At 43.2% G+C, this 23,835-nt stretch carries 28 protein-coding genes; 6 read left to right on the forward strand and 22 right to left on the reverse strand.

The features are described 5' to 3' along the window. Window positions 1-64: 64 nt before the first annotated feature. From hrcA to gpr, 6 genes are all read right to left on the reverse strand, one after another. On the reverse strand, window positions 65-1,096 hold the full coding sequence (hrcA, locus tag NYE20_RS13955; RefSeq protein ID WP_003246126.1) for a heat-inducible transcriptional repressor HrcA: 1,032 nt from the start codon (window positions 1,094-1,096) through the stop codon (window positions 65-67). Window positions 1,097-1,176: 80 nt separating this feature from the next. After that, a complete protein-coding gene (hemW, locus tag NYE20_RS13960) occupies window positions 1,177-2,316 on the reverse strand; it encodes a radical SAM family heme chaperone HemW (protein WP_120028371.1) in 1,140 nt (379 codons plus the stop codon). Between the two features lie 53 nt (window positions 2,317-2,369). Then, entirely contained in the window at window positions 2,370-4,208 is a 1,839-nt protein-coding gene (gene lepA, locus NYE20_RS13965) for a translation elongation factor 4 (protein WP_003229999.1), read from the reverse strand. Between the two features lie 133 nt (window positions 4,209-4,341). After that, complete coding sequence (locus tag NYE20_RS13970; RefSeq protein ID WP_032726189.1) at window positions 4,342-4,680, reverse strand: YqxA family protein; 339 nt, start codon at window positions 4,678-4,680, stop codon at window positions 4,342-4,344. Between the two features lie 16 nt (window positions 4,681-4,696). Further along, window positions 4,697-5,902 (reverse strand): spore autolysin SpoIIP, encoded by a 1,206-nt coding sequence (spoIIP, locus tag NYE20_RS13975; protein WP_014477383.1) that lies wholly within the window; start codon window positions 5,900-5,902, stop codon window positions 4,697-4,699. A gap of 62 nt (window positions 5,903-5,964) precedes the next feature. After that, complete coding sequence (gpr, locus tag NYE20_RS13980) at window positions 5,965-7,071, reverse strand: GPR endopeptidase (RefSeq protein WP_161621675.1); 1,107 nt, start codon at window positions 7,069-7,071, stop codon at window positions 5,965-5,967. Window positions 7,072-7,274: 203 nt separating this feature from the next. Here gpr and rpsT point away from each other — a divergent pair, with 203 nt between their 5' ends. Then, the gene (rpsT, locus tag NYE20_RS13985) at window positions 7,275-7,541 is read left to right on the forward strand and encodes a 30S ribosomal protein S20 (protein ID WP_003229989.1); all 267 of its coding nucleotides are present in this window, start codon (window positions 7,275-7,277) and stop codon (window positions 7,539-7,541) included. Window positions 7,542-7,555: 14 nt separating this feature from the next. Here the strand turns inward: rpsT and holA are convergent, their stop codons facing one another. Both holA and NYE20_RS13995 read right to left on the reverse strand, forming a co-directional pair. Beyond that, entirely contained in the window at window positions 7,556-8,599 is a 1,044-nt protein-coding gene (gene holA, locus NYE20_RS13990; RefSeq protein WP_161621676.1) for a DNA polymerase III subunit delta, read from the reverse strand. A 39-nt stretch (window positions 8,600-8,638) separates the two neighbouring features. After that, on the reverse strand, window positions 8,639-8,788 hold the full coding sequence (locus NYE20_RS13995; protein WP_003229985.1) for a hypothetical protein: 150 nt from the start codon (window positions 8,786-8,788) through the stop codon (window positions 8,639-8,641). 40 nt (window positions 8,789-8,828) lie between these two features. Here NYE20_RS13995 and NYE20_RS14000 point away from each other — a divergent pair, with 40 nt between their 5' ends. Then, window positions 8,829-8,963 (forward strand): YqzM family protein, encoded by a 135-nt coding sequence (locus NYE20_RS14000; RefSeq protein ID WP_003229983.1) that lies wholly within the window; start codon window positions 8,829-8,831, stop codon window positions 8,961-8,963. Window positions 8,964-9,002: 39 nt separating this feature from the next. Here the strand turns inward: NYE20_RS14000 and NYE20_RS14005 are convergent, their stop codons facing one another. The 3 genes from NYE20_RS14005 to comEA all read right to left on the reverse strand — a co-directional run bounded on the left by NYE20_RS14005 (window position 9,003) and on the right by comEA (window position 12,590). Then, window positions 9,003-11,333: a DNA internalization-related competence protein ComEC/Rec2 gene (locus NYE20_RS14005; protein WP_161621677.1), complete on the reverse strand. Its 2,331-nt coding sequence runs from the start codon at window positions 11,331-11,333 to the stop codon at window positions 9,003-9,005. Between the two features lie 3 nt (window positions 11,334-11,336). After that, window positions 11,337-11,906: a ComE operon protein 2 gene (locus tag NYE20_RS14010; protein ID WP_003229978.1), complete on the reverse strand. Its 570-nt coding sequence runs from the start codon at window positions 11,904-11,906 to the stop codon at window positions 11,337-11,339. A 66-nt stretch (window positions 11,907-11,972) separates the two neighbouring features. Then, on the reverse strand, window positions 11,973-12,590 hold the full coding sequence (comEA, locus tag NYE20_RS14015; RefSeq protein WP_141949657.1) for a competence protein ComEA: 618 nt from the start codon (window positions 12,588-12,590) through the stop codon (window positions 11,973-11,975). A gap of 83 nt (window positions 12,591-12,673) precedes the next feature. Here comEA and comER point away from each other — a divergent pair, with 83 nt between their 5' ends. Beyond that, entirely contained in the window at window positions 12,674-13,495 is an 822-nt protein-coding gene (gene comER / locus NYE20_RS14020) for a late competence protein ComER (RefSeq protein WP_014477389.1), read from the forward strand. A 65-nt stretch (window positions 13,496-13,560) separates the two neighbouring features. Here comER and NYE20_RS14025 read toward each other — a convergent pair whose 3' ends face one another. Genes NYE20_RS14025 through NYE20_RS14060 form a run of 8 tightly spaced genes read right to left on the reverse strand, consistent with a single transcriptional unit; the run spans window position 13,561 to window position 18,572 of the window. Continuing rightward, entirely contained in the window at window positions 13,561-14,304 is a 744-nt protein-coding gene (locus NYE20_RS14025; RefSeq protein WP_021480065.1) for a class I SAM-dependent methyltransferase, read from the reverse strand. Further along, window positions 14,301-14,657 (reverse strand): ribosome silencing factor, encoded by a 357-nt coding sequence (gene rsfS, locus NYE20_RS14030; protein ID WP_014477391.1) that lies wholly within the window; start codon window positions 14,655-14,657, stop codon window positions 14,301-14,303. Before rsfS ends, NYE20_RS14025 begins: the two co-directional genes overlap by 4 nt. Before the next feature lie 17 nt (window positions 14,658-14,674). Then, on the reverse strand, window positions 14,675-15,235 hold the full coding sequence (yqeK, locus tag NYE20_RS14035) for a bis(5'-nucleosyl)-tetraphosphatase (symmetrical) YqeK (protein WP_161621678.1): 561 nt from the start codon (window positions 15,233-15,235) through the stop codon (window positions 14,675-14,677). Next, window positions 15,225-15,794, reverse strand: a complete 570-nt coding sequence (locus NYE20_RS14040) for a nicotinate-nucleotide adenylyltransferase (RefSeq protein ID WP_021480066.1) — start codon at window positions 15,792-15,794, stop codon at window positions 15,225-15,227. The genes yqeK and NYE20_RS14040 overlap by 11 nt, the downstream gene beginning before the upstream one ends. Window positions 15,795-15,805: 11 nt before the next feature. After that, window positions 15,806-16,096: a ribosome assembly RNA-binding protein YhbY gene (yhbY, locus tag NYE20_RS14045; protein ID WP_003226133.1), complete on the reverse strand. Its 291-nt coding sequence runs from the start codon at window positions 16,094-16,096 to the stop codon at window positions 15,806-15,808. After that, the gene (aroE, locus tag NYE20_RS14050; protein WP_014480317.1) at window positions 16,090-16,932 is read right to left on the reverse strand and encodes a shikimate dehydrogenase; all 843 of its coding nucleotides are present in this window, start codon (window positions 16,930-16,932) and stop codon (window positions 16,090-16,092) included. The genes yhbY and aroE overlap by 7 nt, the downstream gene beginning before the upstream one ends. 17 nt (window positions 16,933-16,949) lie before the next feature. Continuing rightward, window positions 16,950-18,050 carry a ribosome biogenesis GTPase YqeH gene (gene yqeH / locus NYE20_RS14055; protein ID WP_003229966.1) on the reverse strand — a complete coding sequence of 367 codons (1,101 nt, stop codon included), beginning with the start codon at window positions 18,048-18,050 and terminating at the stop codon, window positions 16,950-16,952. 3 nt (window positions 18,051-18,053) lie between these two features. Next, complete coding sequence (locus NYE20_RS14060; protein ID WP_003226126.1) at window positions 18,054-18,572, reverse strand: YqeG family HAD IIIA-type phosphatase; 519 nt, start codon at window positions 18,570-18,572, stop codon at window positions 18,054-18,056. Window positions 18,573-18,933: 361 nt separating this feature from the next. Between NYE20_RS14060 and NYE20_RS14065 the strand changes: the two genes are divergently transcribed. Then, window positions 18,934-19,074: a sporulation histidine kinase inhibitor Sda gene (locus tag NYE20_RS14065; RefSeq protein ID WP_003226124.1), complete on the forward strand. Its 141-nt coding sequence runs from the start codon at window positions 18,934-18,936 to the stop codon at window positions 19,072-19,074. A gap of 305 nt (window positions 19,075-19,379) precedes the next feature. On the opposite strand, the gene NYE20_RS14070 is transcribed toward NYE20_RS14065, so the two are convergent. After that, window positions 19,380-20,111 (reverse strand): SGNH/GDSL hydrolase family protein, encoded by a 732-nt coding sequence (locus NYE20_RS14070; RefSeq protein ID WP_003229964.1) that lies wholly within the window; start codon window positions 20,109-20,111, stop codon window positions 19,380-19,382. Window positions 20,112-20,362: 251 nt separating this feature from the next. Continuing rightward, complete coding sequence (gene cwlH / locus NYE20_RS14075; protein WP_021480067.1) at window positions 20,363-21,115, reverse strand: N-acetylmuramoyl-L-alanine amidase CwlH; 753 nt, start codon at window positions 21,113-21,115, stop codon at window positions 20,363-20,365. 186 nt (window positions 21,116-21,301) lie between these two features. On the opposite strand from cwlH, the gene NYE20_RS14080 reads away from it, so the two are divergent. Further along, entirely contained in the window at window positions 21,302-21,928 is a 627-nt protein-coding gene (locus tag NYE20_RS14080) for a TVP38/TMEM64 family protein (RefSeq protein WP_021480068.1), read from the forward strand. Window positions 21,929-21,947: 19 nt separating this feature from the next. On the opposite strand, the gene gnd is transcribed toward NYE20_RS14080, so the two are convergent. After that, window positions 21,948-22,841 (reverse strand): phosphogluconate dehydrogenase (NAD(+)-dependent, decarboxylating), encoded by an 894-nt coding sequence (gene gnd, locus NYE20_RS14085; protein WP_041850033.1) that lies wholly within the window; start codon window positions 22,839-22,841, stop codon window positions 21,948-21,950. A gap of 251 nt (window positions 22,842-23,092) precedes the next feature. On the opposite strand from gnd, the gene NYE20_RS14090 reads away from it, so the two are divergent. Continuing rightward, a complete protein-coding gene (locus NYE20_RS14090) occupies window positions 23,093-23,815 on the forward strand; it encodes a hypothetical protein (protein WP_049141193.1) in 723 nt (240 codons plus the stop codon). Window positions 23,816-23,835 lie beyond the last annotated feature (20 nt).

Raw genomic sequence — 23,835 nt, forward strand, 5'->3', positions numbered from 1 at the left:
ACCTCCCTCAAAGTGTAAGGAGAAGGACAGGTGCTGCCCTTCGATAAAATTTGCCAAAATTCCCTTATTCATCATACAGACTTGTTAATGCTTTTGACAAGTCCGAAGTCACATGCTGGAGCAGGCTGACAACCCTGGAATAATTCATGCGGGTCGGGCCGATAATCGCAATTGAGCCGATCTGCTTCTGGTCTACGGAATAAGAAGCCGTAATCAGACTGCAATTTTCCATCTCTTCATAGTCGTTTTCTTTTCCGATTTTAATCGAAATTCCCGTGTGCGGGGATTGAACCAGCTTTAAAACATCCTGTTCTTTCTCAATTAATGAAAGGAGCGACCGAACTCGGGTGATATCATGGAACTCAGGCTGGTTCAGCATATTGATTTTCCCGCCAAAAAACAACTTTTCAACATGATTTGTGGAATGAAAGGTTGAACGAAGCGCGTCGAGTATATTGTCATAGTTCTTAATGTGCTGTCTTAGGTACATGACAACTTCCTTAAATATGCGCTCATTCAGTTCATCCATTGGAACACCGCTTAAACGGTCATTCAGTATATTTACCAGTTTTTCAATATCAGACAGATCCATTTTGGTCGGAAAGTTAATCGTTTTGTTTTCCACATGCCCCGTATTGGTAACGAGAATCGCTACCGCCATATCAGGCTGAATCGGAATGATTTGAATCTGTTTAAGGTAATTCTCACTCAGCTTCGGCCCGAGTACGATGGATGTGTAATTCGTCAGATCGGACAAAATTTGCGCTGATTTTTGAACTGTCTTCTCCAGCTCGAAAATTTTCTCTTTGAAGATCGAGTGGATTTGGTCCAGGTCGCTTTTCGTCAGTTTGACGGGTGACAGCAAATGGTCAACATAGTACCGATACCCTTTTTCTGACGGAACACGTCCTGAGGATGAATGGGTTTTTTCAATAAAGCCCAATTCCTCCAAGTCAGCCATCTCGTTTCTTATTGTTGCAGAGCTAAATGTGATTTCATCTTTTTTCGAAAGAGTTCTTGATCCCACCGGCTGTGCCGATTTAATAAAATCGTTGATTATAACCTGAAGGATCAGCAGCTGACGATTTGTTAACATCATCATCACCTCTGTTAGCACTCTCAATAAGCGAGTGCTAATTCTATAACAAAAGTATCAAACCACAAGAAAAATGTCAATTATAACTCACCCAAAAAAGCGCCAAAAACTTCATTGCCTAATAATTTCCCTTGATGAGTCAAATAAACGGCAGACTCCGAATTGTGAATCAGCCCTTTTTCAGCGAGGTCTTTTAACACGCTTGGGAAAAGTTCATCTAGGGAACGGCCGTATTTTTCTGCGAATCGTTTTTTGCTGACACCGGCTGTTTTTCTCAAACCTAAAAACATTTCTTCCTCAATCTGTTCTTCTGTTGTCACTTCATGTGTATCTCTGTACGGAAAACCCTTTTCAGCTATCAGGTCAATGTAATGCTTAACAGGTCCGACGTTCACTGTTCGTGTGCCGCCAATATATCCGTGAGCGCCAGCTCCGAAACCGAAATATTGTTCGTTGCTCCAATACGTTAGATTGTGCTTAGATTCCATGCCTGCCTTAGCAAAGTTGCTGATTTCATATTGATGAATGCCGTGAGCTTCCATCTGGCTCATCACCATTTCATACATTTCAGCTTCCTGCTCCTGCGGCGGAAGATGAAGCCGCCCTTTTTGCATCAAATTATAAAATACCGTTTTCGGTTCTACAATAAGGGAGTAAACGGAATAATGCTCGGCGTCCAATGATAAAGCAGTGTTTATGGAATGTTCCAGATGCTTGAGGGTTTGCCCCGGAAGCCCGAACATTAGATCAAGACTGATATTCTCAAAACCGATTTCCCGCGCTCTTTCAAAAGAGGTGAATACATCTTTTTGCTTGTGCACTCGGCCGATTTTTTCTAACAGATCGTCTTCGAACGTTTGCACACCAAAGCTGAGGCGATTTACGCCTGCTTCTTTTAATATTTTTAATTTCTCTGCGGACAAGTCGTCCGGATTCGCTTCAACCGCAAATTCCGATAAGTCGCTTGAGGGCTTCAGCACACGGTTGATCATATCCATCAGCTTTTTGAGCTGTTCCTCAGACAGGGAGGTTGGCGTGCCTCCTCCGATAAAGATTGTTTTGAGATCAGGCTGCCCAGTTTTTGCTATTGTATTTATCATTTCCTGTTCGAGTGCGTTTAAATACCCGTCGACTGGCTGACTTTGAATAAAATATTTATTGAAATCGCAGTAGTGGCAAATATGCTCACAAAATGGGATATGGATATAAGCTGATTTCAAATGGATTCACCTTCTTTACAGAAAGAAGCCGCAGTACAAGACTGCGGCGGCTTCTATTGTTTTTTCGGACTGTCGTCCATTTTCAGAACTGCCATAAATGCTTCTTGCGGCACTTCAACTGAGCCGACCTGCTTCATACGGCGTTTTCCTTCTTTTTGTTTTTCAAGAAGTTTCCGTTTACGCGAGATGTCCCCTCCGTAACATTTAGCCAATACGTTTTTACGCATTGCTTTTATGGTGGAGCGGGCCACGATTTTCTGGCCGATTGCGGCTTGTACCGGAACTTCAAACTGCTGGCGCGGAATGAGTTCTTTCAGTTTTTCAACGATCACTTTTCCGCGTTCATATGCGTAATCACGATGCACGATAAAGGAAAGGGCATCGATTTTTTCACCATTCAGCATAATGTCCATTTTCACAAGCTTGGACGGTTTGTAGCCGATCAGTTCATAATCAAAGGACGCATAGCCTTTAGTGCTTGATTTCAGCTGATCAAAAAACTCATATACGATTTCCGCTAATGGCATATCATAAATGATGCTGACACGGTTTGCGTCTAAATACTGCATATCAATAAAATTGCCGCGTTTTCCTTGGCAAAGCTCCATTACAGCGCCGACATAGTCATTCGGCACCATCATCGTCGCTTTTACGTATGGCTCCTCAACCCTTTCGATCTTTTGAGGATCCGGCATGTTGGACGGGTTGTCGACAACGACCTTTTCGCCGTCTGTCATATACACGTCATAGATAACGCTTGGCGCTGTTGTAATCAGGTCGATGTTGAACTCACGCTCAATTCGCTCCTGAATGATCTCCATGTGAAGCATGCCTAAAAATCCACAGCGGAACCCGAATCCAAGCGCTTGCGAAGTTTCCGCTTCATATTGAAGGGAGGAATCATTCAGCTCAAGCTTTTCAAGAGCTTCCCTTAAATCATTATACTTCGCTGTATCAATCGGATACAAACCACAGTACACCATCGGGTTTAGCTTGCGGTATCCCGGCAGCGCTTCTTCTGCAGGATTGGCAGCGCTCGTTATTGTATCACCGACACGTGTGTCACCGACATTTTTGATTGAGGCAGTCAGGAAGCCTACATCACCGACCGTCAGTTCATTTGTCGGAGTTGCTTTCGGCGTGAACACGCCCACCTCTGTTACTTCGAATTCTTTGCCGGTTGCCATCATTTTGATTTTTTGTCCCGGCTTTACCGTTCCTTCAACGACTCTGATATAAGCCACGACACCGCGGTAGGCGTCATAAAGCGAGTCGAAGATCAGCGCTTTGAGCGGCGCCTCCGGATCTCCGGTCGGAGCTGGCACCTTTTCTACGATTTGTTCTAAAATCTCCTCAATCCCGATACCGGCTTTTGCTGAAGCAAGCACGGCTTCTGATGCGTCAAGGCCGATAACGTCTTCTACCTCTTGGCGCACACGTTCGGGCTCGGCGCTCGGAAGGTCGATTTTATTGATGACCGGAAGGATTTCAAGATCGTTGTCAAGCGCTAAGTAGACATTGGCGAGCGTCTGCGCTTCAATCCCCTGGGCTGCATCCACGACAAGAATCGCTCCCTCGCAGGCAGCAAGGCTTCGGGATACTTCATACGTGAAGTCGACGTGTCCCGGCGTATCGATTAGATGAAAGATATATTCTTCTCCGTCTTTTGCTTTATATTTAAGCTGAACAGAGTTTAATTTAATGGTTATGCCCCGCTCACGTTCAAGATCCATAGAATCGAGCAATTGTTCTTTCATTTCTCGTTGAGTGATTGCCGACGTTTTTTCTAAAATACGATCCGCTAAGGTCGATTTTCCGTGGTCAATATGGGCAATGATAGAGAAATTCCGTATTCTCGATTGCCTCTCTAAACGCTTTTCTTTATCTGTCACAATCTATCACTCCTACTATTAAACGCAAAATACACTAGCTTAGATTATATCAATAGGATTGTAAAGATTCAATGTAAAACAAGAAAGAGAAAAGTTCCCTATCATATCTGGGCTGCTTTTCTCTTTCACGTACTTATTGATTCATATCCCGTATCCATTCATACATTGACTGGGCAGTATTGGTTACGGTGTTCGAAAGCGCTTGTCCGGCTTTTGAAAACATATTGAATGTCTCCACCTTTTCCAGCTCTTTTTGTTTTTCTTCTAAATCTTTTGCCGTGACTGTTTCTCCTAGGATTGAGGCTTCTTTTTCATTATCTTTTCCGTCGGTGAGCGTAAACGCCCCCTTCAGTGAAGGGTCATGATAGCCTTTCATACTCAGCATCCCGTTGTTTGCCTGCTGCATGCCGAACAGAACGCCTAAAAACATGATCGTGACAAGCAGTAAGCATTTTCCAAAGTATGCAATCAAATCAACCACCTATTTCTTATTGTTTTTTCGTCTCCCCGCTCGCTGCGTTGACCTTTTCAGCATCCCAGTACATTTCGCTGAATACGTCCGCGGCCGCGTTAGCCGCACGCTGCAGCTCTTCGAGATTATTATCTACTCCGCCAAACTCGAGCAAAAGCGCTCTATCTGTTAAATCCTGATTGTAAACACCATTATCGCCTGGCGAGCCTTTGGAAAAGACACCTGTGCTAAGTCCGGGGTATTTTTTCTCCATCAGTTTATGAAGCTCACTCGCAATTTTATAGTTTTCTTCGAAGTTTTTGCTTTTTTTCCCGACGACAAAGGCTACCCTGGCATAGCTTTTTCCTTTAATCGTTGCGGTTGTGTCTTTTTTGCGCCGTGAGTCTCTGTGGATGTCAATGATATATTGCAGATTTTTGTTTGAAGCGAGGGCGTCTTTCACGACCGGCCTTGATTCATCATAGGACCTGGCATAGTTTAAGCCTTTTTTATTCAATTTTGACTGTATATCGGTTTTATTCACTGTGGCTCCGATTCCCTGGGATTCAAGCGCTTGTCCGAACATATCTCCTACAAGCGTGACGTTGGCTTTAGAATGGCGCGCCATGTCAGGATCGGTCTCGCCTTTTAATAGAGGGAGATATGATTCGGTATTGTGCGTGTGATAGATAAACACGACCTTTTTATCACCTGTTGTTTGTTTGGGCGGATCTTTTTGTGCATTATCTGATTGCGTTTGCTGTTTTTCAATCTCTGCCAAATTCGCTTCCCTTTCTTCCTCCATCACCTTAGACGGCGGCGGCGATTCCGCAGGCATATTCGTATAATCGGTTCCTTGTCCAGCTAACAAAATCTCGGTATCAAATTGTGCAAACCCTGGCAGCTCCCGACCGAGAAAGCTCCGCGGATCTTCGAGGTTAATGCTCGTCGCCAGCTTTAAAGAAAGACGAGAAAGATGAAATGAGCTGTCGGTTTGAGAGAGGTCAGAAGCGAAATAATGGTTTTCCATCCGCAGCAAATGTGCAAATACGTCACCCGGCAATTCTTCAGCAATCCCATAAAAAGAGTCAGACGACGGCCTAAGTTCCGGCCGGAGAGACGTCAGCACACCGGATAGAACAAAAATCACGATAAGGCTTACGATAAATAGAAAGATGGCTTTTACCGCTTTCCCTCCATTTACCGCAACAACAATCTGTCTGTTTCTGCGTTTATTTCTCATTGAATCCCTCCAGCGCTTGTCTAGTAATTACTCTATGAACAAGCTAGAGGAAGTAGAACTGTTTAGTGATTGTAGGAGCCTTTGTTTTCTTGTGACACTTTTTCATGAAGCGCTGTGTTTAGTCCGTTCGCTAAAACATTTGCCATATCGTCGATAAATGAATCGACTTCCTTCGGCGTAACCATTAAGTTGTGCCCTAAAGGCGAAAGCACCTCGTGAATGAGCTGCCGTTTTTCATCTTCTTGAAGGATTCCGACAATCCCTAGGAACGATTGGCGCTGCTTTTGATCGGGAAGATCTTCTTCAGTGAGCACTTTCTTTTTCCCAAACGTCATGCCTGCCGGAACAAGCGATCTTGATGGCCTGTTATCCTTCATTTCTCTGCCAAAATGTTTTAATATGTAGTCCACCGTGTCGCTGGCAATTGTCACGGCATCAACTACTGTCGGAACACCGATAGCAATCACCGGAACACCAAGCGTGTCTTTGCTTAAATCTTTTCGTTTATTCCCCACTCCAGATCCCGGGTGAATGCCTGTATCCGATATTTGAATGGTTGTGTTGACCCTTTCCACCGCCCGCGCCGCCAACGCATCAATGGCTATGACAAAATCAGGCTTCGATTCATCAATCACACCTTTAATAATGTCACTTGTTTCGATTCCTGTTATCCCCATTACACCCGGTGCAAATGCACTGACAGGCCTGTAACCCTCCTGTACGTTTTCCGGCTGAAGCTTAAACAAGTGCCTTGTTACCAACAGATTTTCTACTGCCATCGGTCCAAGCGCATCAGGTGTCACGTTCCAGTTGCCGAGCCCAACGATCAAACAGCTCGCATCTTTTGAGATATTAAGGTTTTCAAGAAAAGCTGAGAATTCCTCCGCAAAGACAGCAGAGACCTTCTCCTGCATTTCCGAATCATTCTCCCTGATTCCCTGTGCTTCAAGCGTTAAATAGCGCCCTTCTTTTTTTCCCGAAAGCTCTGCGCCTTCCTTTGTAACATCAACTGTGCGGATTTTAATGCCGCCGTGATCACGCTCTTTTTCAATAAAGCCTTTAATTTCTTTTGTCGGCACAGCCTGCTGATTGGCCATTGCTTCCTTCGTTTCCACTGCCAAATCGGTCCGTATCAAATACTGATTCACATCCAGCTCACTCTTTTTCATACAGGGGCCTCCTTCACATTAAGTACCTATATTGTTGCCATTTGCTGAATGAATCATGCTAAAAAGAGAACCTTCAATGAAAAATACTTTACATTTATATTGCAATCTAAAGGTGTGTTTGATAGAATACAATTTGTTCTATTGTGAAGAAGATTTAACCTTAAGACACTGTGCTACAGGTTGTATCTTAGGAGGTGAAACACATGCCAAACATTAAATCAGCGATTAAACGTACAAAAACAAACAACGAACGCCGCGTTCATAACGCGACAATCAAATCTGCTATGCGTACTGCAATCAAACAAGTTGAAGCTTCTGTTGCCAACAACGAAGCTGACAAAGCGAAAACTGCTCTTACTGAAGCAGCTAAACGTATTGATAAAGCAGTGAAAACAGGTCTTGTACACAAAAATACCGCAGCTCGATACAAATCAAGACTAGCGAAAAAAGTGAACGGACTTTCTGCATAATATAAAAACGATCCTCAATAATGGGGATCGTTTTTTTCATTTCTTTTTAACAGCTGTAAAAGGAACAGTTCGAGCAGGAGCTGCTTGTCCTTTTTCCCGGTTTTCATCTCATAGTCCATGACGGCAAGCTGTTCAATAATTGAACGGAGCTCCTCCTCTGTAAAAAGCCTTGCTTGATCCATCGCCAGCTTTACCCGAAATGGGTGAACTTTTAGATTAGAAGCGATTTGTTTTTGTCCGTATCCCTGTTCCGCGAAGTACTTTGTCTGCAGAATCAGCCGGAACTGGTTCGAAATAAGCGCCATAATTTTGATCGGTTCTTCATTTTGTTTAAGCAAATCATAAAAAATTTGCAGACTCTCAGTTCGTTTTCGGTTGACGATTTTATTGATCAGCTCAAAAATATTTTGTTCAAGGCTTCTAGCAACAAGCATTTTCACATCATCCAGCGTAATTTCTTCACGATCTCCAATAAACGTGCAGAGCTTTTGAATCTCCTGAAAAATCGATGACAGATGTCCATTCACAAGCAGAACCAAATGCTCCGCCGCTTCCGTGCCGATTGTTTTCTGCTCTGTTTTTGCAAGGTTGACAGTAAAGTCCGTCGTTTCCTTTGCGTTTAATTCCTTCGCCTCCATCATAAACGCGTGCTTCTTTAACGCTTTCGTCAGCTTTTTCCGCTCATCAAGCTTTTCATACGGAGCAAGCAGGACAAAGACTGTGTAAGGCGCAGGTGATTGTATATATGATTCAAGCGCACTGACGTTGTGCTCAATTTTTTCTTTTTTCTTTTCACCTGTTAAAAAATATGGATTTTTCACAATGACAAGACGCCGCTCTCCCATAAACGGAAACGTTTCAGCATCTGCAATCGCTTGATCCAGCGGGTCCTCTTCCAGATCAAAAACGGATAGATTGAAATCCTTTGTCTCCTGATCAACGACCGTCTGTCTGATCCTGCTGACGGTTTCTTGCAGCAGATATGTCTCTTTTCCGTATAAACAATAAACTGGATGGACATCTCCTTTTTTCAGGCTTTTCCACACATCAAATACCATTGTTGTACGACTTCCTCTCTTTCATCATCCCCTTCTATCCTAAATTGAGTTTGCAAAATAGTAAAGAGGAAGCCTGACTGCTGCTTCCCCATTTATATTAAACGCCTGTTCGCAAGCCCCCGGGACAGCTTGTAAAAAGGCGATAATCACCAGAACAGAAAACGTTACCTTAGCTTCTAGATTTTTCAAAACAATTCCATTATACTTAAGTCAGTCAGGAGGGATAAAGTTGAATGATTTTGAAAAAAACGTTCAAAGCAAACGAAATGATGCTGTAGATTCAGCTGTTGGTTTTGTTGTGTCCTTCGGATTTTTCGCCTTCTTGTTTGTCATGGCAACGGTTATTCACCTAGTTGGTTCATAACAGCGACTGCCCGGGCTGCTGATTTCTCGGCAGTCTTTTTTAGTTCGTCTCTGTTATATCTGATGTATCATATGGAGGATAGACAGAAAAGGTTCCAACTCTGTTTTTGTATCTATATTGGATCGTTCCGTTTTGATCTGTTCGCAGCACGCGGATAGAATGTCTCTGTAATAGTTGCAGAACTTCTTGATGAGGATGATGGTACCGATTGTTTTTCCCGGCTGAGATAATGGCCGTTTTCGGCTGAAGCTGTTTGATGAATTCTTCACCGGTAGAGCCTTTGCTCCCATGGTGCCCCACCTTTAACACATCTGCTTTTATATTCGGAAACACGTTCATCACCTCTTGTTCCCCTTCTTTCTCCAGATCACCCGTCAAGATCCAGCTCATATCGCCCGTCTCCATCCAAAGAACGAGAGATGAATTATTTTGGCTTGCCGGATCAGGTGCTTCAGGTGACAGTACATGGAACTGCAAATCCTTTATTTGCAATACATCGCCTCGCTTCACCTCTTCAATTGTCACTCCCTCTTCTCTGGCTGTCTGCAGCACTTTCTCATCTTTAGGTTCAGAAACGAACCCTTTCGGAATCACGAGGCGCTTTACTTTATGATGCTTCAGCAGAATCTCCGCCTCTCCGATATGATCTTGGTCAGCGTGCGTCAGAATTAAAGCGTCAAGCTGTTTGATTCCCTTAGCAGTTAAAAACGGAATCAGCACCTTTTCCCCCAGTGAAAACGGATGCTGTTTTTCGCGCCAAGGCTCTGACGAGTAAGACAAAGTGCCGCCGGTATCAATTAAGACACGACCCCGCTGATGCGGAGCACCTACAAACATGCTGTCACCCTGTCCAATATCTATCATATCCACTTCTCCTTCGGAACTAAGACACGGATATATAAAGAGCAGAAACAGCACCGTGCAGCAAATGCCTCCGGTTACCATCAACTGCGACAAGGAGCGTTTTTCAATCGCCATAAGCAATAGGATGATCGTGACCGTGAATAAAAAAAGCAAAACAGGTGCAGGATGTGCGATCATAATCGTGAACACTTCAACATCTGCAATGTTTGTGATTAGCCTATTGGTCCAGCTTATCAATAAATCAAACCAGCTGAAAAACAATCTCCCAAACGAAACGGAAAGACTTAATAGAAGAACACCTGCTACAGCTCCCGGCAAAATACAGAAGGTATAAAATGGTACCATCAACATATTCATCGGTACGCTGATGATAGAAAACTGATGAAAATGATATAGGAGAATCGGAAGCGAGCCCAGCTGAGCGATGAGTGATACAATTGTCAGCTGCCCCAAGGAGGTTTTAACCTGATGAAAAATAGAAGAGGATAGAATTAAAGAAAAACTGACGGCGAACGATAGCTGAAAACCGGCTTCAAAGAGATGATAAGGATTGAAGAGCAGAAGGACGATGTATGAAAGACAAATTGCAGTTGCAGAGTGGACACGCCATTTGACAAGGCTTCCAGCTAAGTAAACACCCGCCATGAGAGCGGCGCGTAGCACTGAAGGAGCAGCGCCGGTCAACATCACATAGAGCGGCAGAAATAACAGCAACAGAATTGACGCCTTTTCTCTAGTTATACCAAGGCGAATCATGATATAAAACAAACCTGCTGTCAAAATCCCCACGTGGAGTCCTGATATTGCCAAGAGATGGACAACACCAAGATTTTGATACGCGGTAAGCACTTCATCCTCCACATAAAATCTGTCACCAACTGTAAGTGCCTGTACAATCCCTGCCGAATCAGGAGGCAAAAGGCTGTTTGTGAATGATATGATATGTTTTCTCAAGCTGAGCACCTTGTACTTAAAATTTTCAGGTTCGCTGCAGTTTTGGATAGACGTGACAGAGTAGTTCCAATGAATATGCTGCCGATAAAGATACTCGTTATAATCAAATGCACCCGGCACAGTTGCGTGATTCGGTTCTTCCAATGTACCAGTCAACTCACATGACATTCCTGGTTCTATGTATAACAGCTGTTCTTTTTCACCAGCAGACTGAATGCGATACGCAGCAGCCCATTTTTCCTTATCAGGTGTCTTAACCATCATAGACATACGGTCGCCGTCAATTTTGGGAACAGTGTCAATCACCGCCTTGAACTGATAGGTTCCCTGCCGATAGGAAGAGACATTCTGAGAATCTGTGACTGCATACAGTACAAAAAACAATATAAAAGAGAAGAAACAAACAATAATAAGAAAAGCGTGCCTCGTTTTGATTAACATGATGAGGAGAAAGAGGATGAAAAGAAAAATAGCGGGGAAATAAGCGGCGGCAGTAATTCCAGCCGTTGCCGAAGCTGCCGCCATAGGCAATAACAAACGCGAATTACGCATTCATCACACGTAGCTCGTGAAAAGTGTATTCGCCTGTTCATGTATCTTTTTCAATTCTTCCTCCGCTAAACCGGCATCGGCCAATTTCCCTATAAGACCCGCTACAAATGAAAGCTTTTCTCTGTTTTTCAGATCAACGATCATTTCATCGAGTTCAACCTGTTCAACAGTTACACCCGCCTGTTCAAATAATTCCTGCGCATACGGATGTGTTTTGTAATCCTCAGCATAATAAACCGTTTTGATACCAGCTTGAATAATAGATTTGCAGCATTGAATGCACGGATAATGCGTCACATAAATCTCAGCTCCATCAGTCGGCACCCCAAACTTAGAGCATTGAAGAATCGCATTCATTTCAGCGTGAATCGTTCTTGCGCAATGATCATCTATCATTAAGCATCCTTCATCTGCACAATGTACACCGCCCGCGATTGACCCGTTGTAGCCTCCTGCTATCATGCGTTTGTCTCTGACTATAGTAGCGCCGACAGATAATCTCGGACATGTGCTGCGCAGCGCCAATAAATGGCTTTGAGCCATAAAGTATTGATTCCATGAAATTCGTTCCACGTTGTTCCCTCCAAATGTTGTGTTGCCTGACCTATAGTTTACCTATCATAATGCATGACCGTCAAATCACTTTACTGTAATGGAAGACTTTATTTTCTCAAATGACTTTTCACCTATTCCTGAAACCTTAGTGATTTCTTCAATTGTTTGGAAACGCCCGTTTTCTTCCCGGTATGCAATAATAGCTTCAGCTTTGGATGGCCCCACCCCTGAGATGCCTTGTAACTCCTCTAAGGTTGCTGTATTGATATTCACCAGCGCTCCCTTCCCTCCATCGCTTTGGACAGACCCTCCGTCGCCTTGCTGTACTGCTGTTTCCTCTCCCTTTTTCGGGATGTACACCACTGTCCCGTCCTGCAGAATCTCCGCCAAATTTACTTGCGCTTCGTCTGCTTGTTCTTTGGTCCCGCCTGCTTTCTCAATTGCCTGAGATACTCTGTCCCCTGTACGCATTTCATAAACGCCTGGATGCTGAACAGCACCTTTGATGTCTATCACAATTGTTTCGCTTGACTCGTCGTTGTTTGCTTCCTGCTTTACCACTGTATTTTCTGCCTCTGTTGGTACAGCTTGCTTCACCGGCTCTTTATTTTTCCCTGTGGCCAGAAAGATCATAATCGCTGTGAAAACAGCCGCAGAAGCCGCTAAAACAATTGCTTTCTTATGCTGATTCAACCAATTCATCGTGCATGTTCCCCGCTTTCGTCATATTTTATTTTCATAACACATATGGTTTAGAGGATAATAGCTCAAAGGAGGGGAAACCATTGAAGATAGGCTTTATCGGCACAGGAAATATGGGTACGATCCTTATCGAATCATTTATTGAATCAAAAGCGGCCGATCCCTCAAACATGACAATCACAAACCGCACAATTGAAAAAGCGTTGCACATAAAAAACCGCTACAACAGCATCAACGTTACCGAAAGTCTCGAAAAGCTCGTTTCTGAAAATGAGATGATTTTTATTTGTGTTAAGCCGCTTGATATATATCCTTTACTGGCAAGAGCGCTACCTTATTTAAGAAAAGATCATATTCTCATTTCAATTACAAGCCCCGTTCAAACCGAACAGCTCGAACAATATGTGCCGTGTCAAGTGGCGCGAGTGATCCCAAGTATTACGAACAGAGCGCTGGCAGGTGTTTCTCTCGTCACGTTCGGCACAAGCTGCGGCGAATCTGCAAAAGCGAAAATCAATGAGCTGATGCAGCATATCTCTCATCCGCTGCAAATTGAAAGTGACATCACAAGGGTTGCATCAGACATCGTAAGCTGCGGCCCCGCTTTTATGAGCTATCTGATTCAGCGGTTTATAGATGCAGCTGTCACGGAAACATCAGTATCTAAACAGGACGCGATTTTGATGTGTAAGGAAATGCTTGTCGGAATGGGAAAACTGTTAGAAACCGAATTGTATACCCTGCCTGCATTACAGGAAAAGGTTTGCGTTAAAGGCGGTGTAACAGGAGAAGGCATTAAAGCGCTGGAAAGCGGTGTGCAGGATATGTTTCACCGGGTATTTCAAAATACTCATATGAAGTACGAGGAGGATATTTCTGCAGTGAAAAAGCAGTTTCATGTGTAGACGAGTATGTCATACTTTCGTCTGTACTGCAAAAGCATAAAAAAGCATTTTAAAAAACCATCGTTTTAAGAAACGATGGTTTTTGATTTCTGCGCCTTGAAAAAGAGACGTTCTGATTGTGCTGATGGCTCGGTATCCGTAAAATCAGCTGTCACGCGATGGAGCTGAAAGCCGCAGTTCTTAAGCATTTCTTCGTATTCTTCCACAGGGAACGTTCTTTGCTCGTGTGTCTCATCAAAACGATCATACGCTTCTCCGTTCCACACAAAAAACGACATATCATGAATGACAGAAAGCTCGTCACTTCCGGCAAAGCTCTGCCAAATATAGCTGATATCTTCGTCCTGGTCAGCAAATGTGCTATCCGGAAAGACTTCCGCAATTTTAAAAGATGAATGAACATCAAACAGCAAAATGCCTTCAGGCTTTAATACCCGAAATACACTTTTAAAGGTTTCGATCACATCATTTTTTGTTTTTAAATAATTTAATGAGTCACAGCATATCACAACAGCGTCAAACTGATCGTCAAAGCCGGTAATCTCTCTCATATCCTGCTGAAGAAATAAAATAGGCTGGCTACTCGATACCTTTTGCTGGGCGAAAGAAAGCATCTCTTCGCTGAGATCGATGCCTGTAACCTCGAAGCCTTTTTCGGCAAGCCGGATGGAGATTTCCCCCGTGCCGCATGCCAGATCGAGAATACGGCCTTTTTCCGGGAGAGATGCTTCAATCCATTTTGTCCATTGATCGTAAGGCGCGTGTGACATTAACTCGTCATACACGCTTGCAAAGCCTTGATAAATCATTGATTCATTCCAAAGTCAAGATCTGCGAGCGGAGCGTCTCCCCACAGCTTTTCAAGGTTGTAGTAGCTTCTTTCATCCTTGTGGAAGACATGGACAATTACATCGCCTAGATCAACGAGAACCCATCTTGCTTCATCAAAGCCTTCCATCTTTTTGACTTGAATGCCGTTTTCATCAGCTTGATCCTTGATTTCACGGGCAATCGCCTGTACCTGTTTATCTGAATTTCCGTGGCAGATCAGAAAATAATCAGCAACCAGAGAAATACCTTCCATATCCAGTGCTAAAATATCCTCTGCCCGTTTATCATCGCAAGCCGCAGCTGCGATCTTTAAAATGGACTTTTGGTTCATTCACAAATTCCTCCTGTTCAGCTGCCAGACACAAGCCAGTTATACGTTAAAAATGTGTCTGGAAAAACCGGTTGATTTTTTTTCATAAGAAAAACCATTGTATTTTTAATGGACTGAATCAGCGCTTGATTCAAATCTGTCTCAGCAAGCTTACGCACCTCACCGACACCGGGAAATGCCCGGTTTGGCTCAATGTAATCGGCAACGTAAATGACTTTTTCTAAAAGTGTCATACCGGGGCGCCCTGAGGTATGATACCTAATGGCGTCAAGAATGTCTTCATCTTGAACCCCTGCCTCTCTTTGGACCAAATAAGCGCCGACCGGAGCGTGCCAGAGCTCCGGATTATGATCCAATAAATGCGCAGGCATTTTTTCACGTGCAATAATTTGTTTCATTTCTTCTTTCGGGCGGAATTTGGCGTAATCATGAAAGATTGCCGCTGTTTCCGCTTTTTTAGAATCGGCTCCAAAACGCTCCGCAAGTTCGATCGCCGTGTTCATCACGCCAACCGTATGGATATATCGGTGTTCGGTCAATTGCTGCTTCACGCATGCAAGTGCCTCCTCACGATTCATATAAACCATTCTCCTCTACATACTTCTTCACTTTATCAGGGATTAAGTAGTCAGTGGGCTTCTTGCTTTTAAACCGTTCCCTTATCATAGTTGATGATACCTCAAATTCCGGAACGTCTGCAAAGAGAAGCGGATAAGGGGTTTCAACATGAAAACCGGGGCGCTTTACTCCAATAAATTGAATGAGGTTCAGCAGCTCGTCCAGCTTATACCATTTCGGCAAATATTCAACCATATCAGCGCCGATAATAAAGAACAGCTGATCATTTGGATAACGCTGCTTCAGTAAAGAAACGGTATCAAAGGTATATGATGGCCCTTCTCTTTCCATTTCAACAAGCTCCAGCTTAAAGGACGGATTAGATTGAATTGCAAGCTTTAGCATTTCCACGCGATGAAAGCTGTCGGTATAGTCTTCGTTCTGTTTATGCGGCGGAATTTGATTAGGCATAAACCAAATTTCATCAAGCCCCGCCTGGTACAGCACCTCATTCGCCATTAAGAGGTGACCATTATGCGGAGGGTCAAACGTGCCTCCGAAAATTCCGATTTTCTTCATTTCAACCACCTTTAAGGAAGCTCGATTTGTTTATTTTCCTTTGATTCCTTATATAACACAATCGTATTGCCGATTGTCTGCACCAATTGAGAGCGGCTTCCTTTTACAAGAGCTTCCGCTACATCGTTTTTATCCTCTTCGCAATTCTGAAGCACGCTGACTTTAATCAGCTCTCTCGCTTCAAGCGCCTCAGCAATTTGTTTAATCATGTTGTCGTTTACTCCGCCTTTACCTACTTGAAAAATCGGCGTTAAATGATGCGCTTTAGAACGCAAAAAACGTTTTTGTTTACCTGTTAACATTCTGTTCCTCCTAATTTTCCTATTACAATGGATCTCATTTTTTCAATATCAGGCTCTTGTCCAGTCCACAATTGGAAAGACAATGCTGCCTGTTCAACAAACATGCCCACACCGTCGAGTGTTTTCAAGCCTTTTTGGCTTGCTTCCTTTAAAAGGGCCGTCTGTATTGGATTATACACGATATCACATACGACGGCACTGCTCGCGGCACGCTGTAATGAAAGCGGCACATCGTCCACGTTCGGATACATGCCCACAGACGTTGTATGGATGATAACATCATACTGCTCAAGACGTTCTTCAGCTTCTTTTATGCTTAATACTTCTTTATTGTGAAACGAGGGAGTAGCTTCTGTAAGCCGCTTTGCTTTTTCTAACGTCCGGTTGCAAATGTCAAATTTTTTCGGGGTATTTCGGACAATTGTTGTAAAAATGGCTCTCGCCGCTCCGCCAGCGCCGATCATTAAGAATGACAGTTCAGAGATGGGCTTGTCTAATACCTTCATTAATGACTTCACGAAGCCTTCCCCATCGGTATTGTATCCGACAAGCTTATCTCCCTCTCTTCTGACCGTGTTTACGGCACCGATCACTTTTGCACTCTCATCAATATGATCCAGATAATCCATAATGGAAACCTTGTGCGGAACAGTCACATTGATTCCTTGTACGCCTAGAGCTCTTATTCCTTTTACCGCATCCTCCAGATCATCCTCTTCTACCTTGAAGGCATGATAATGTCCGTCAAGCCCGAGGTCTTTCAATGATGCGTTATGAATATCAGGTGACATAGAATGGCCAATCGGATTTCCGATAACCCCATACAGCTTTTTCATACTCCTCTCCCCTTTTCTTAAATTAATGAACGCCGAACAAATACATGAACGCCTTTTGGCGCGTATGCAGTTACCTTTTTATCGGCGTCATGGACAGTAACCCAGCCTAACCCAGAGAAAACGATATCTGTCTTTTTGTCTTTTATCGTAAACGTATGGGCGACCAATTCCGGAAACTCATCCATTTCATCTTTACCCGGAGGTGTGAGCAATTCCCCTGCATGCTTTTCATATAGCGCGTCTGCATTTTCAAGTTTTGTTCTATGAATCATCAGCTCATTCGGCATATAGCAAATAAAAGGAGATCTTTCCCCAGACACATAATCAAACCTTGCAAGTCCGCCAAAATACAGTGTTTGCTGATCATTAAGCTGGAATGTGCGAGGCTTCAGCTCCTTTTTAGGAGATAATATTTTCAGATCCTTTTTATTGACATAATGCGCCATTTGATGGTTGTTGATAATTCCCGGTGTATCATAAAGCGATGAACCGTCATCCAGCGGGATTTCAATCGCATCAAGGGTTGTGCCAGGAAATTGGGATGTTGTAATAATATCTTCTTCACCTGACACTTCTTTAATAATCCGGTTAATAAAGGTTGACTTTCCTACATTTGTACATCCGACAACATAGACGTCTTTTCCGTTGCGGTAATGCTCAATCGCGTCAATTACTTCTCTTATTCCCTGGCCGCGTCCCGCACTGACCAAAAATACGTCAACCGGTTTTAAGCCAAGCTCTTTCGCTTCACGCTTCATCCATTGGATCAGACGCTCTCTTTTCAGTGACTTAGGCAAAATATCCGCTTTATTGCCAACTAATAAGATAGGGTTTCCCCCCACCAAGCGCTGCAGCCCATTAATCCAGCTGCCGTTAAAATCAAAAATATCAACAATTTTTACGACAAGAGAGTCCGTTTCTCCAATACCGTGAAGAATGTTCAAAAAATCATCATCAGTTAAGGAGACATCTTGTATTTCATTATAGTTTTTCAGTCTGAAGCAACGCTGGCAAATCACATTTTCTTTCGTAAGCGATGCAGGCGGCGCGTACCCCAAACCTGTTTTGTCCTCGGTTTGGATCGTAACTCCGCACCCGATACAAACAACCTTTTCCATTTCTTACTCCTCCCACTGAATGTGCCCTTTTCGTTTGAGAGCACTCAGTATTCTGCGTTCGACCTGGCGGTTAAAGCGCGTAATGAATCCGTCAGAGGAAGCGACTGGCACGACCAAAATCGTATGGTAGCCGTTTCGGTTTCCCCCGAGTACATCGGTCAGCAGCTGGTCTCCGATGACAACGCAGTCCTCTTTTTTCAGCTCCATATTGCGCACCGCTCTATTAAAGGCTTTACCCATCGGTTTTCTTGCTTTATAGATGAATGGGATTCCAAGCGGTTCTGAGAAAAGTTTCACTCTTCTTTCGTTATTATTAGAGACAATTGTCACTTTAATGCCGTGTTCCTTCATTTCTTCAAACCACTCGATCAATCGCGGCGTCGCATTCGGTCTGTCCCATTCAACAAGCGTATTATCCAGGTCAGTAATAATCCCTTTTACATTTCGTTCCTTTAATTTCTCAGGTGTAATATGAAAAATATTTTTTACAAACTCGTCAGGTAAAAAAAACTTTTTTAACAAAACCCGCACCCTTCCCTTTTTCTATCTTTCAAAATGATTGTCGAAAAAAATCGAACTTGCGCCTAAAGAAAAACTGAGCAAAAAAATTTCGACAAAAATTGGGTTTCTTCACCAGGTGTGGATAAATTTACACACACTATCCACTCTTATTACATCACTCTTTAGACAAATTATAAACACGATACTCACAAGTTATCCACTTTTTGGTGTGGATAACAGAACGATTGTTCTTATATGCATTTCATGGTAGATTAAAGATAACTTCAACCTCAGATGAACGCAACTTATCATTGTATGCGTTAAAATCATGAATGATTCCAACTTTTAAGGAGGTGCCTCTCCCATTAATTGGGTTCCTAGCATGAGAAAACTGTCTGATGAATTACTAATAGAATCTTATTTCAAAGCCACCGAAATGAATTTAAACCGTGACTTTATCGAGTTAATTGAAAACGAAATAAAAAGAAGATCGCTCGGACATATTATTTCCGTATCTTCTTAATAGGAATTTGTCTATTTTTTCCGGGCGTATTTCCTTTTTTTACTCAGATGACTGATATTATATCACTTTGGCTGCGCGCTTTACTACTATTTTCAGCAAAAAACACCCCTAAAAAGAGGTGTTTTAAAGGGCCGGTTATTATGCTAACCAGTATATCCCGCCCACAACCAGGAGAACAACAACTAAAACAACAATAAAAGCGTATCCATATGCTCTGCCTGCGCCATACATGTGAAGCGCCTCCTTAATAAGGTTTTATAACAGCCTATGTAGGAGAAATAAATCGGACTAGGCGGTTGTCCGGCTCAACGCTGCAGGATCTGCCCATCTTGTATTCCTTCATATACGATCCTTGCCCCTTTAGGTGTCATATGATTTCCAGAAGGATCTATTAAACCAGATTGGATAAGCGCTTCATCAGTTGCTTTTCCGCCGTCTGCTTCTATAAAATGCTTCCAGTTATCTACAAGAGGGACATCCAGGCGCTTCGACACATCTCTTGTAATATCGTTATATGAGTTGTGCCATTTCCTTGCTCCGCCTTTTGGTTCAAAAGCAGCTGCTTGGTATCTGGAATAGTAAAACAGATGATGCTTCCCATTACCTTCTATAATTGGGATACACGTCATTAAGATAGGCTTGATCCCGTGTTTTCTGCTTTCTTCAATAAAATAAACCAGATTTTCTCTAAAACGCTGCTTCGACACTCTCGGTTTCCCTTCAGTCAGTATGGCAGCGTCATTGGTGCCGAACATAATAAACAAATACTTCGGTTTTTGATCCAGCACATCTGTCTGAAATCGGAGACGGGCATCCTCTGTCGTCTGTCCGCCGATTCCCGCATTGAGTATATCAAGGTTACCGCGCTCAGCTGTTTTTAATATATTGACCCACTGCTGTGCTTTTGGATAATCGCGATAATCCCAATTTGAGCCACGCGTATTACTGTCACCAAATGCTACAACGTCTTCGTATCCCCTTCCCTCGCATCCTGCTGTAACGAACAGCAGAAGGAAAAGGATGATAAAATGTTTCATCTTTACACCCCCAAAAGCCTCACTTTAATGTTATACCTCTGTTTCTCTTCGTTCAATGAAGAGTTTTTCGCTATCACTGTTTTTTCCTATAGTTAACGTGTCCCCCTCAGTGAATATCATTCTGCTTTCATTGCGGCGCAGCTGATGATTTTTTAAAATTCCCTTCTTTCCAATCTGAAAAACACACAAACCAAAGAAAAGAAAATAACCTGAATCCGCACTGGAAACAGGTTATCCGTTAAATCCTGCATTTACTTTAACTTCGATTTAAGCTTGGCCTTTGTTTTTGGCCCATAAATCCCGTCTGCAGTTAATCCGTTCATGAGTTGAAAACGCTTGACGGCATTCGCTGTTTTCGGTCCGTAAACTCCATCTATGCCATTGTTTTTGGCTCCCTTATCAGGGTAAAAGTGAAGTGCAGCTAAAGCCTTTTGCAGCTGGAGAATGTTTGTGCCCTTTCGATAAGGCGAAGTGAGCTTTATAACCCCAGACGGCAGAGGATATGATGGTGAAGATTCTTTTGGAGGTGTATCCGAGGAAGAAATTCCGTTTAGAAAAGAGTTCCAGTGGTCCAAGAGTTTCCGCGGACATTCTTTCCCGGACCATTTTTTGTGGGGAACAACACGATTTAACGGAATATTGTTTTCCTTCATCAGCTTTCTGATCAGCCACTGGGCATTTGATGTTGCTTTTTCAAAATCGCCGTCAGCATTTTCACAGATTTCAATCCCGATCGATTTGCGGTTTCCTGTCCCGTTTGTACCGTCTCCCGCATGCCAGCCGTTTTCATCTATCGGGAGATGCTGATAAATGACTGAATCGTCAACTGTAAAATGCCAGCTTTCGGATGTGTTCGGGTTTTTCACAAACTTGGCGTGCATTTTCGCATCAGCGCCTTTTGCTGTATTCGCTGTATTATGCACCGTAATATAAGCAGGCGTCATCGCATAGCCAGGACGATTATCATTTGATACCGGTATAAAATCCTTTTTTATGGTTACCATTTCTATCCCTCCCTATTATTAAGAATGCAGAAAACAGAGAGATGGACAGCCTTTTTTATGAAGTAAAAAAGAATTGTGTTCTCAACCTGGTTTTCAGTTGAACCGCTGAAATGGCACCAGTTATACTAATTTAGATGACGGAGGTTTTGGCTCCTGACATCACCTAAGTTGGGAGTGACCATAGACATGTTAAAAAAAGTAATAGGTATACTTGTGATTATCGCTATCATTGCAGTCGGTTTTTTTCAGAAAGAAGCTTGGCTTGATGCAATCAAAGCAGGAGGGATGTTTTCCGTTTTATTTAGTATGCTGCTGATTGCTGCCGATGTTTTTTTCCCAATAGTGCCGTTTGCTTTGGTTGCTGCTTTAAATGGCGCAGTGTTCGGGACTGCAAATGGAATTTGGATTACACTGACCGGCTCAATGCTTGGTACTATATTGCTGTTTTTTCTCGCCAGGTACAGTTTTAGAGATTGGGCCAGAAAAAAAGTTCAGGCCTATCCTGCCATACAGAGCTACGAGGCTTCCTTCAACAAAAACGCTTTTACCGCTGTTTTATTAGGAAGGCTGATACCTGTCATACCTTCACTTGTAATGAACGTGATCTGCGGGCTGAGTCAGGTTCGCTGGCATGTTTTTTTCTTTGCGTCTTTAATAGGGAAAATCCCCAATATTGTTGTTGTCACTATTGCAGGCGCCAACTTCACCAGCAATAAATTATTGTCTATCAGCATTTACGGTGCATATATTCTGATCATCATGGTGGTCATTTATAAAAAGTTCCCTCATCTTCTGAAGGTGCCAAAAAAATAAGGAGGCTTGTTTGGCCCCCTTACTTTTTTTCTGTCGCATGGCCTCCAAATTCATTTCGAAGCGCAGCGACCACCTTTCCTGTAAACGTATCGTCTGTTAAAGAACGGTATCTCATCATCAGTGACATGGCGATGACCGGAGTTGCCGTCTGCAGATCAAGCGCGGTTTCCACCGTCCATTTTCCTTCACCTGAGGAATGCATAATGCCCTTGATCTGATCCAGTTTCGCATCCTTAGAGAAAGCTCGCTCAGTCAGTCCCATAAGCCAAGAACGAATGACAGAACCATGATTCCACACTCTGGCAACCTTCTCATAGTCAAAATCAAATTGGCTGTTTTCAAGCACTTCAAATCCTTCACCAATCGCGGCCATCATTCCATACTCAATTCCATTATGGATCATTTTTAAAAAATGTCCGCTTCCCGCTTCACCAGCGTATAGATAACCATTTTCGACGGCGGTATCACAAAAAAGCGGTTCCACAATCTCCCATGCTTCATGATCGCCCCCCACCATAAAACAGGCTCCATGCCGTGCGCCTTCCATTCCGCCCGACGTTCCGGCATCGAGATAGTGAATACCCGCTTCTTTCATTTGATTGTAGCGGCGAATTGATTCTTTATAATGAGAGTTTCCAGCTTCGATAATCATATCGCCTTTACTTAATAAAGGTGATACATCACGCAAAACAGCATCGACAATGCCATGCGGTACCATAACCCATAGGATACGCGGCGGGTCTAATAAAGAAATTAACTCTTTAAGATTCGTTGTCCCCTCAGCCCCGTATGCTTTCAGTTCATCAACAGCCGCTTGATTTACATCATATCCTACCGCTTGATGATTGCGGTCAATGAATTGCTTTCCTATGTTTATGCCCATTTTCCCTAAGCCGATTAATCCGATTTTCATATCTGTTCCTCCTGATTGTCTAAAAAGCCTTTACTCTTTATGTTCCCTTTGGATTGTATTGTGATACGCAGAAAACAAATGGGGCTTACATCGTCTGCGCATGTAAATTTTATTTTTCATGACCGACGGCGCCTGCCAGTTCTATTACTGAATCTCTTTATATCCATAATTATCGCTTTATCCTTGATTTACCATCAGTTTAAGTTAAAATATGGGAAGGAATTCGATTTTTTCAGTAAAAAGAAGGTGACATGTTGCAGAATCAATCTCATACTCTTATTGGAGTTACGAAAACCGCTGTATTCTTTTTATATGCTGCACTTGCAATCATCGGTTTTGCAATCGGGTATTTTATCCCGCAGATTGCGAAATGGGCATTATCCCTCCCCTGGATCCCTCTTGAAGGACCGCTTCGGCTCATTACCTCTTTTCAGGGATCTACAGCTGCATTTATCACTGCTCTTCTCGGTATGTGTGCGGGGATTTGGTTCGCTCATTCTGTTATTGCAATGCTGCTGTCTGTCAAAATTACAGATCACACAGTGGAATTCATCAAAGGAAAAAAAGTGCAAACAATTCATTCCGATGACATCGCTCTTGTATTTATGGATCACAAACGGCTTGTCCTCCTGGGAACAGCCGGATATGAATTGGTACGGGAAGAAATTGATGAAAAACCAGTAAACGTTGAGAAGGCCTTTAGACAGCATCATTACGAATGGGCAGCAGATGGTGATCCGTTTAAAGATCAATATCGCCGATGGATTCCTGATGCACCAGACCTATCGCAAGGCGCCCATGCCTTATTAAAAGCTCGTCACAAAGCGCTGCAGGACGAAGAAAAAGACGATATTGAAGAATTCCGTCTTGAACTGGCACAGCTGGGCATCGTTGTACGGGACGAAGGCACACGCCAATATTGGCGAAAAGCAGAAACCTATCCCCCGAAAATTCAGCACGGCGAAGGATTGTAACAACAGAGGCTCAAGAAAGA

The organism is Bacillus sp. FSL R5-0416 (genome assembly GCF_037975425.1).
GTDB classification, from domain to species: Bacteria; Bacillota; Bacilli; order Bacillales; family Bacillaceae; genus Bacillus; species Bacillus subtilis.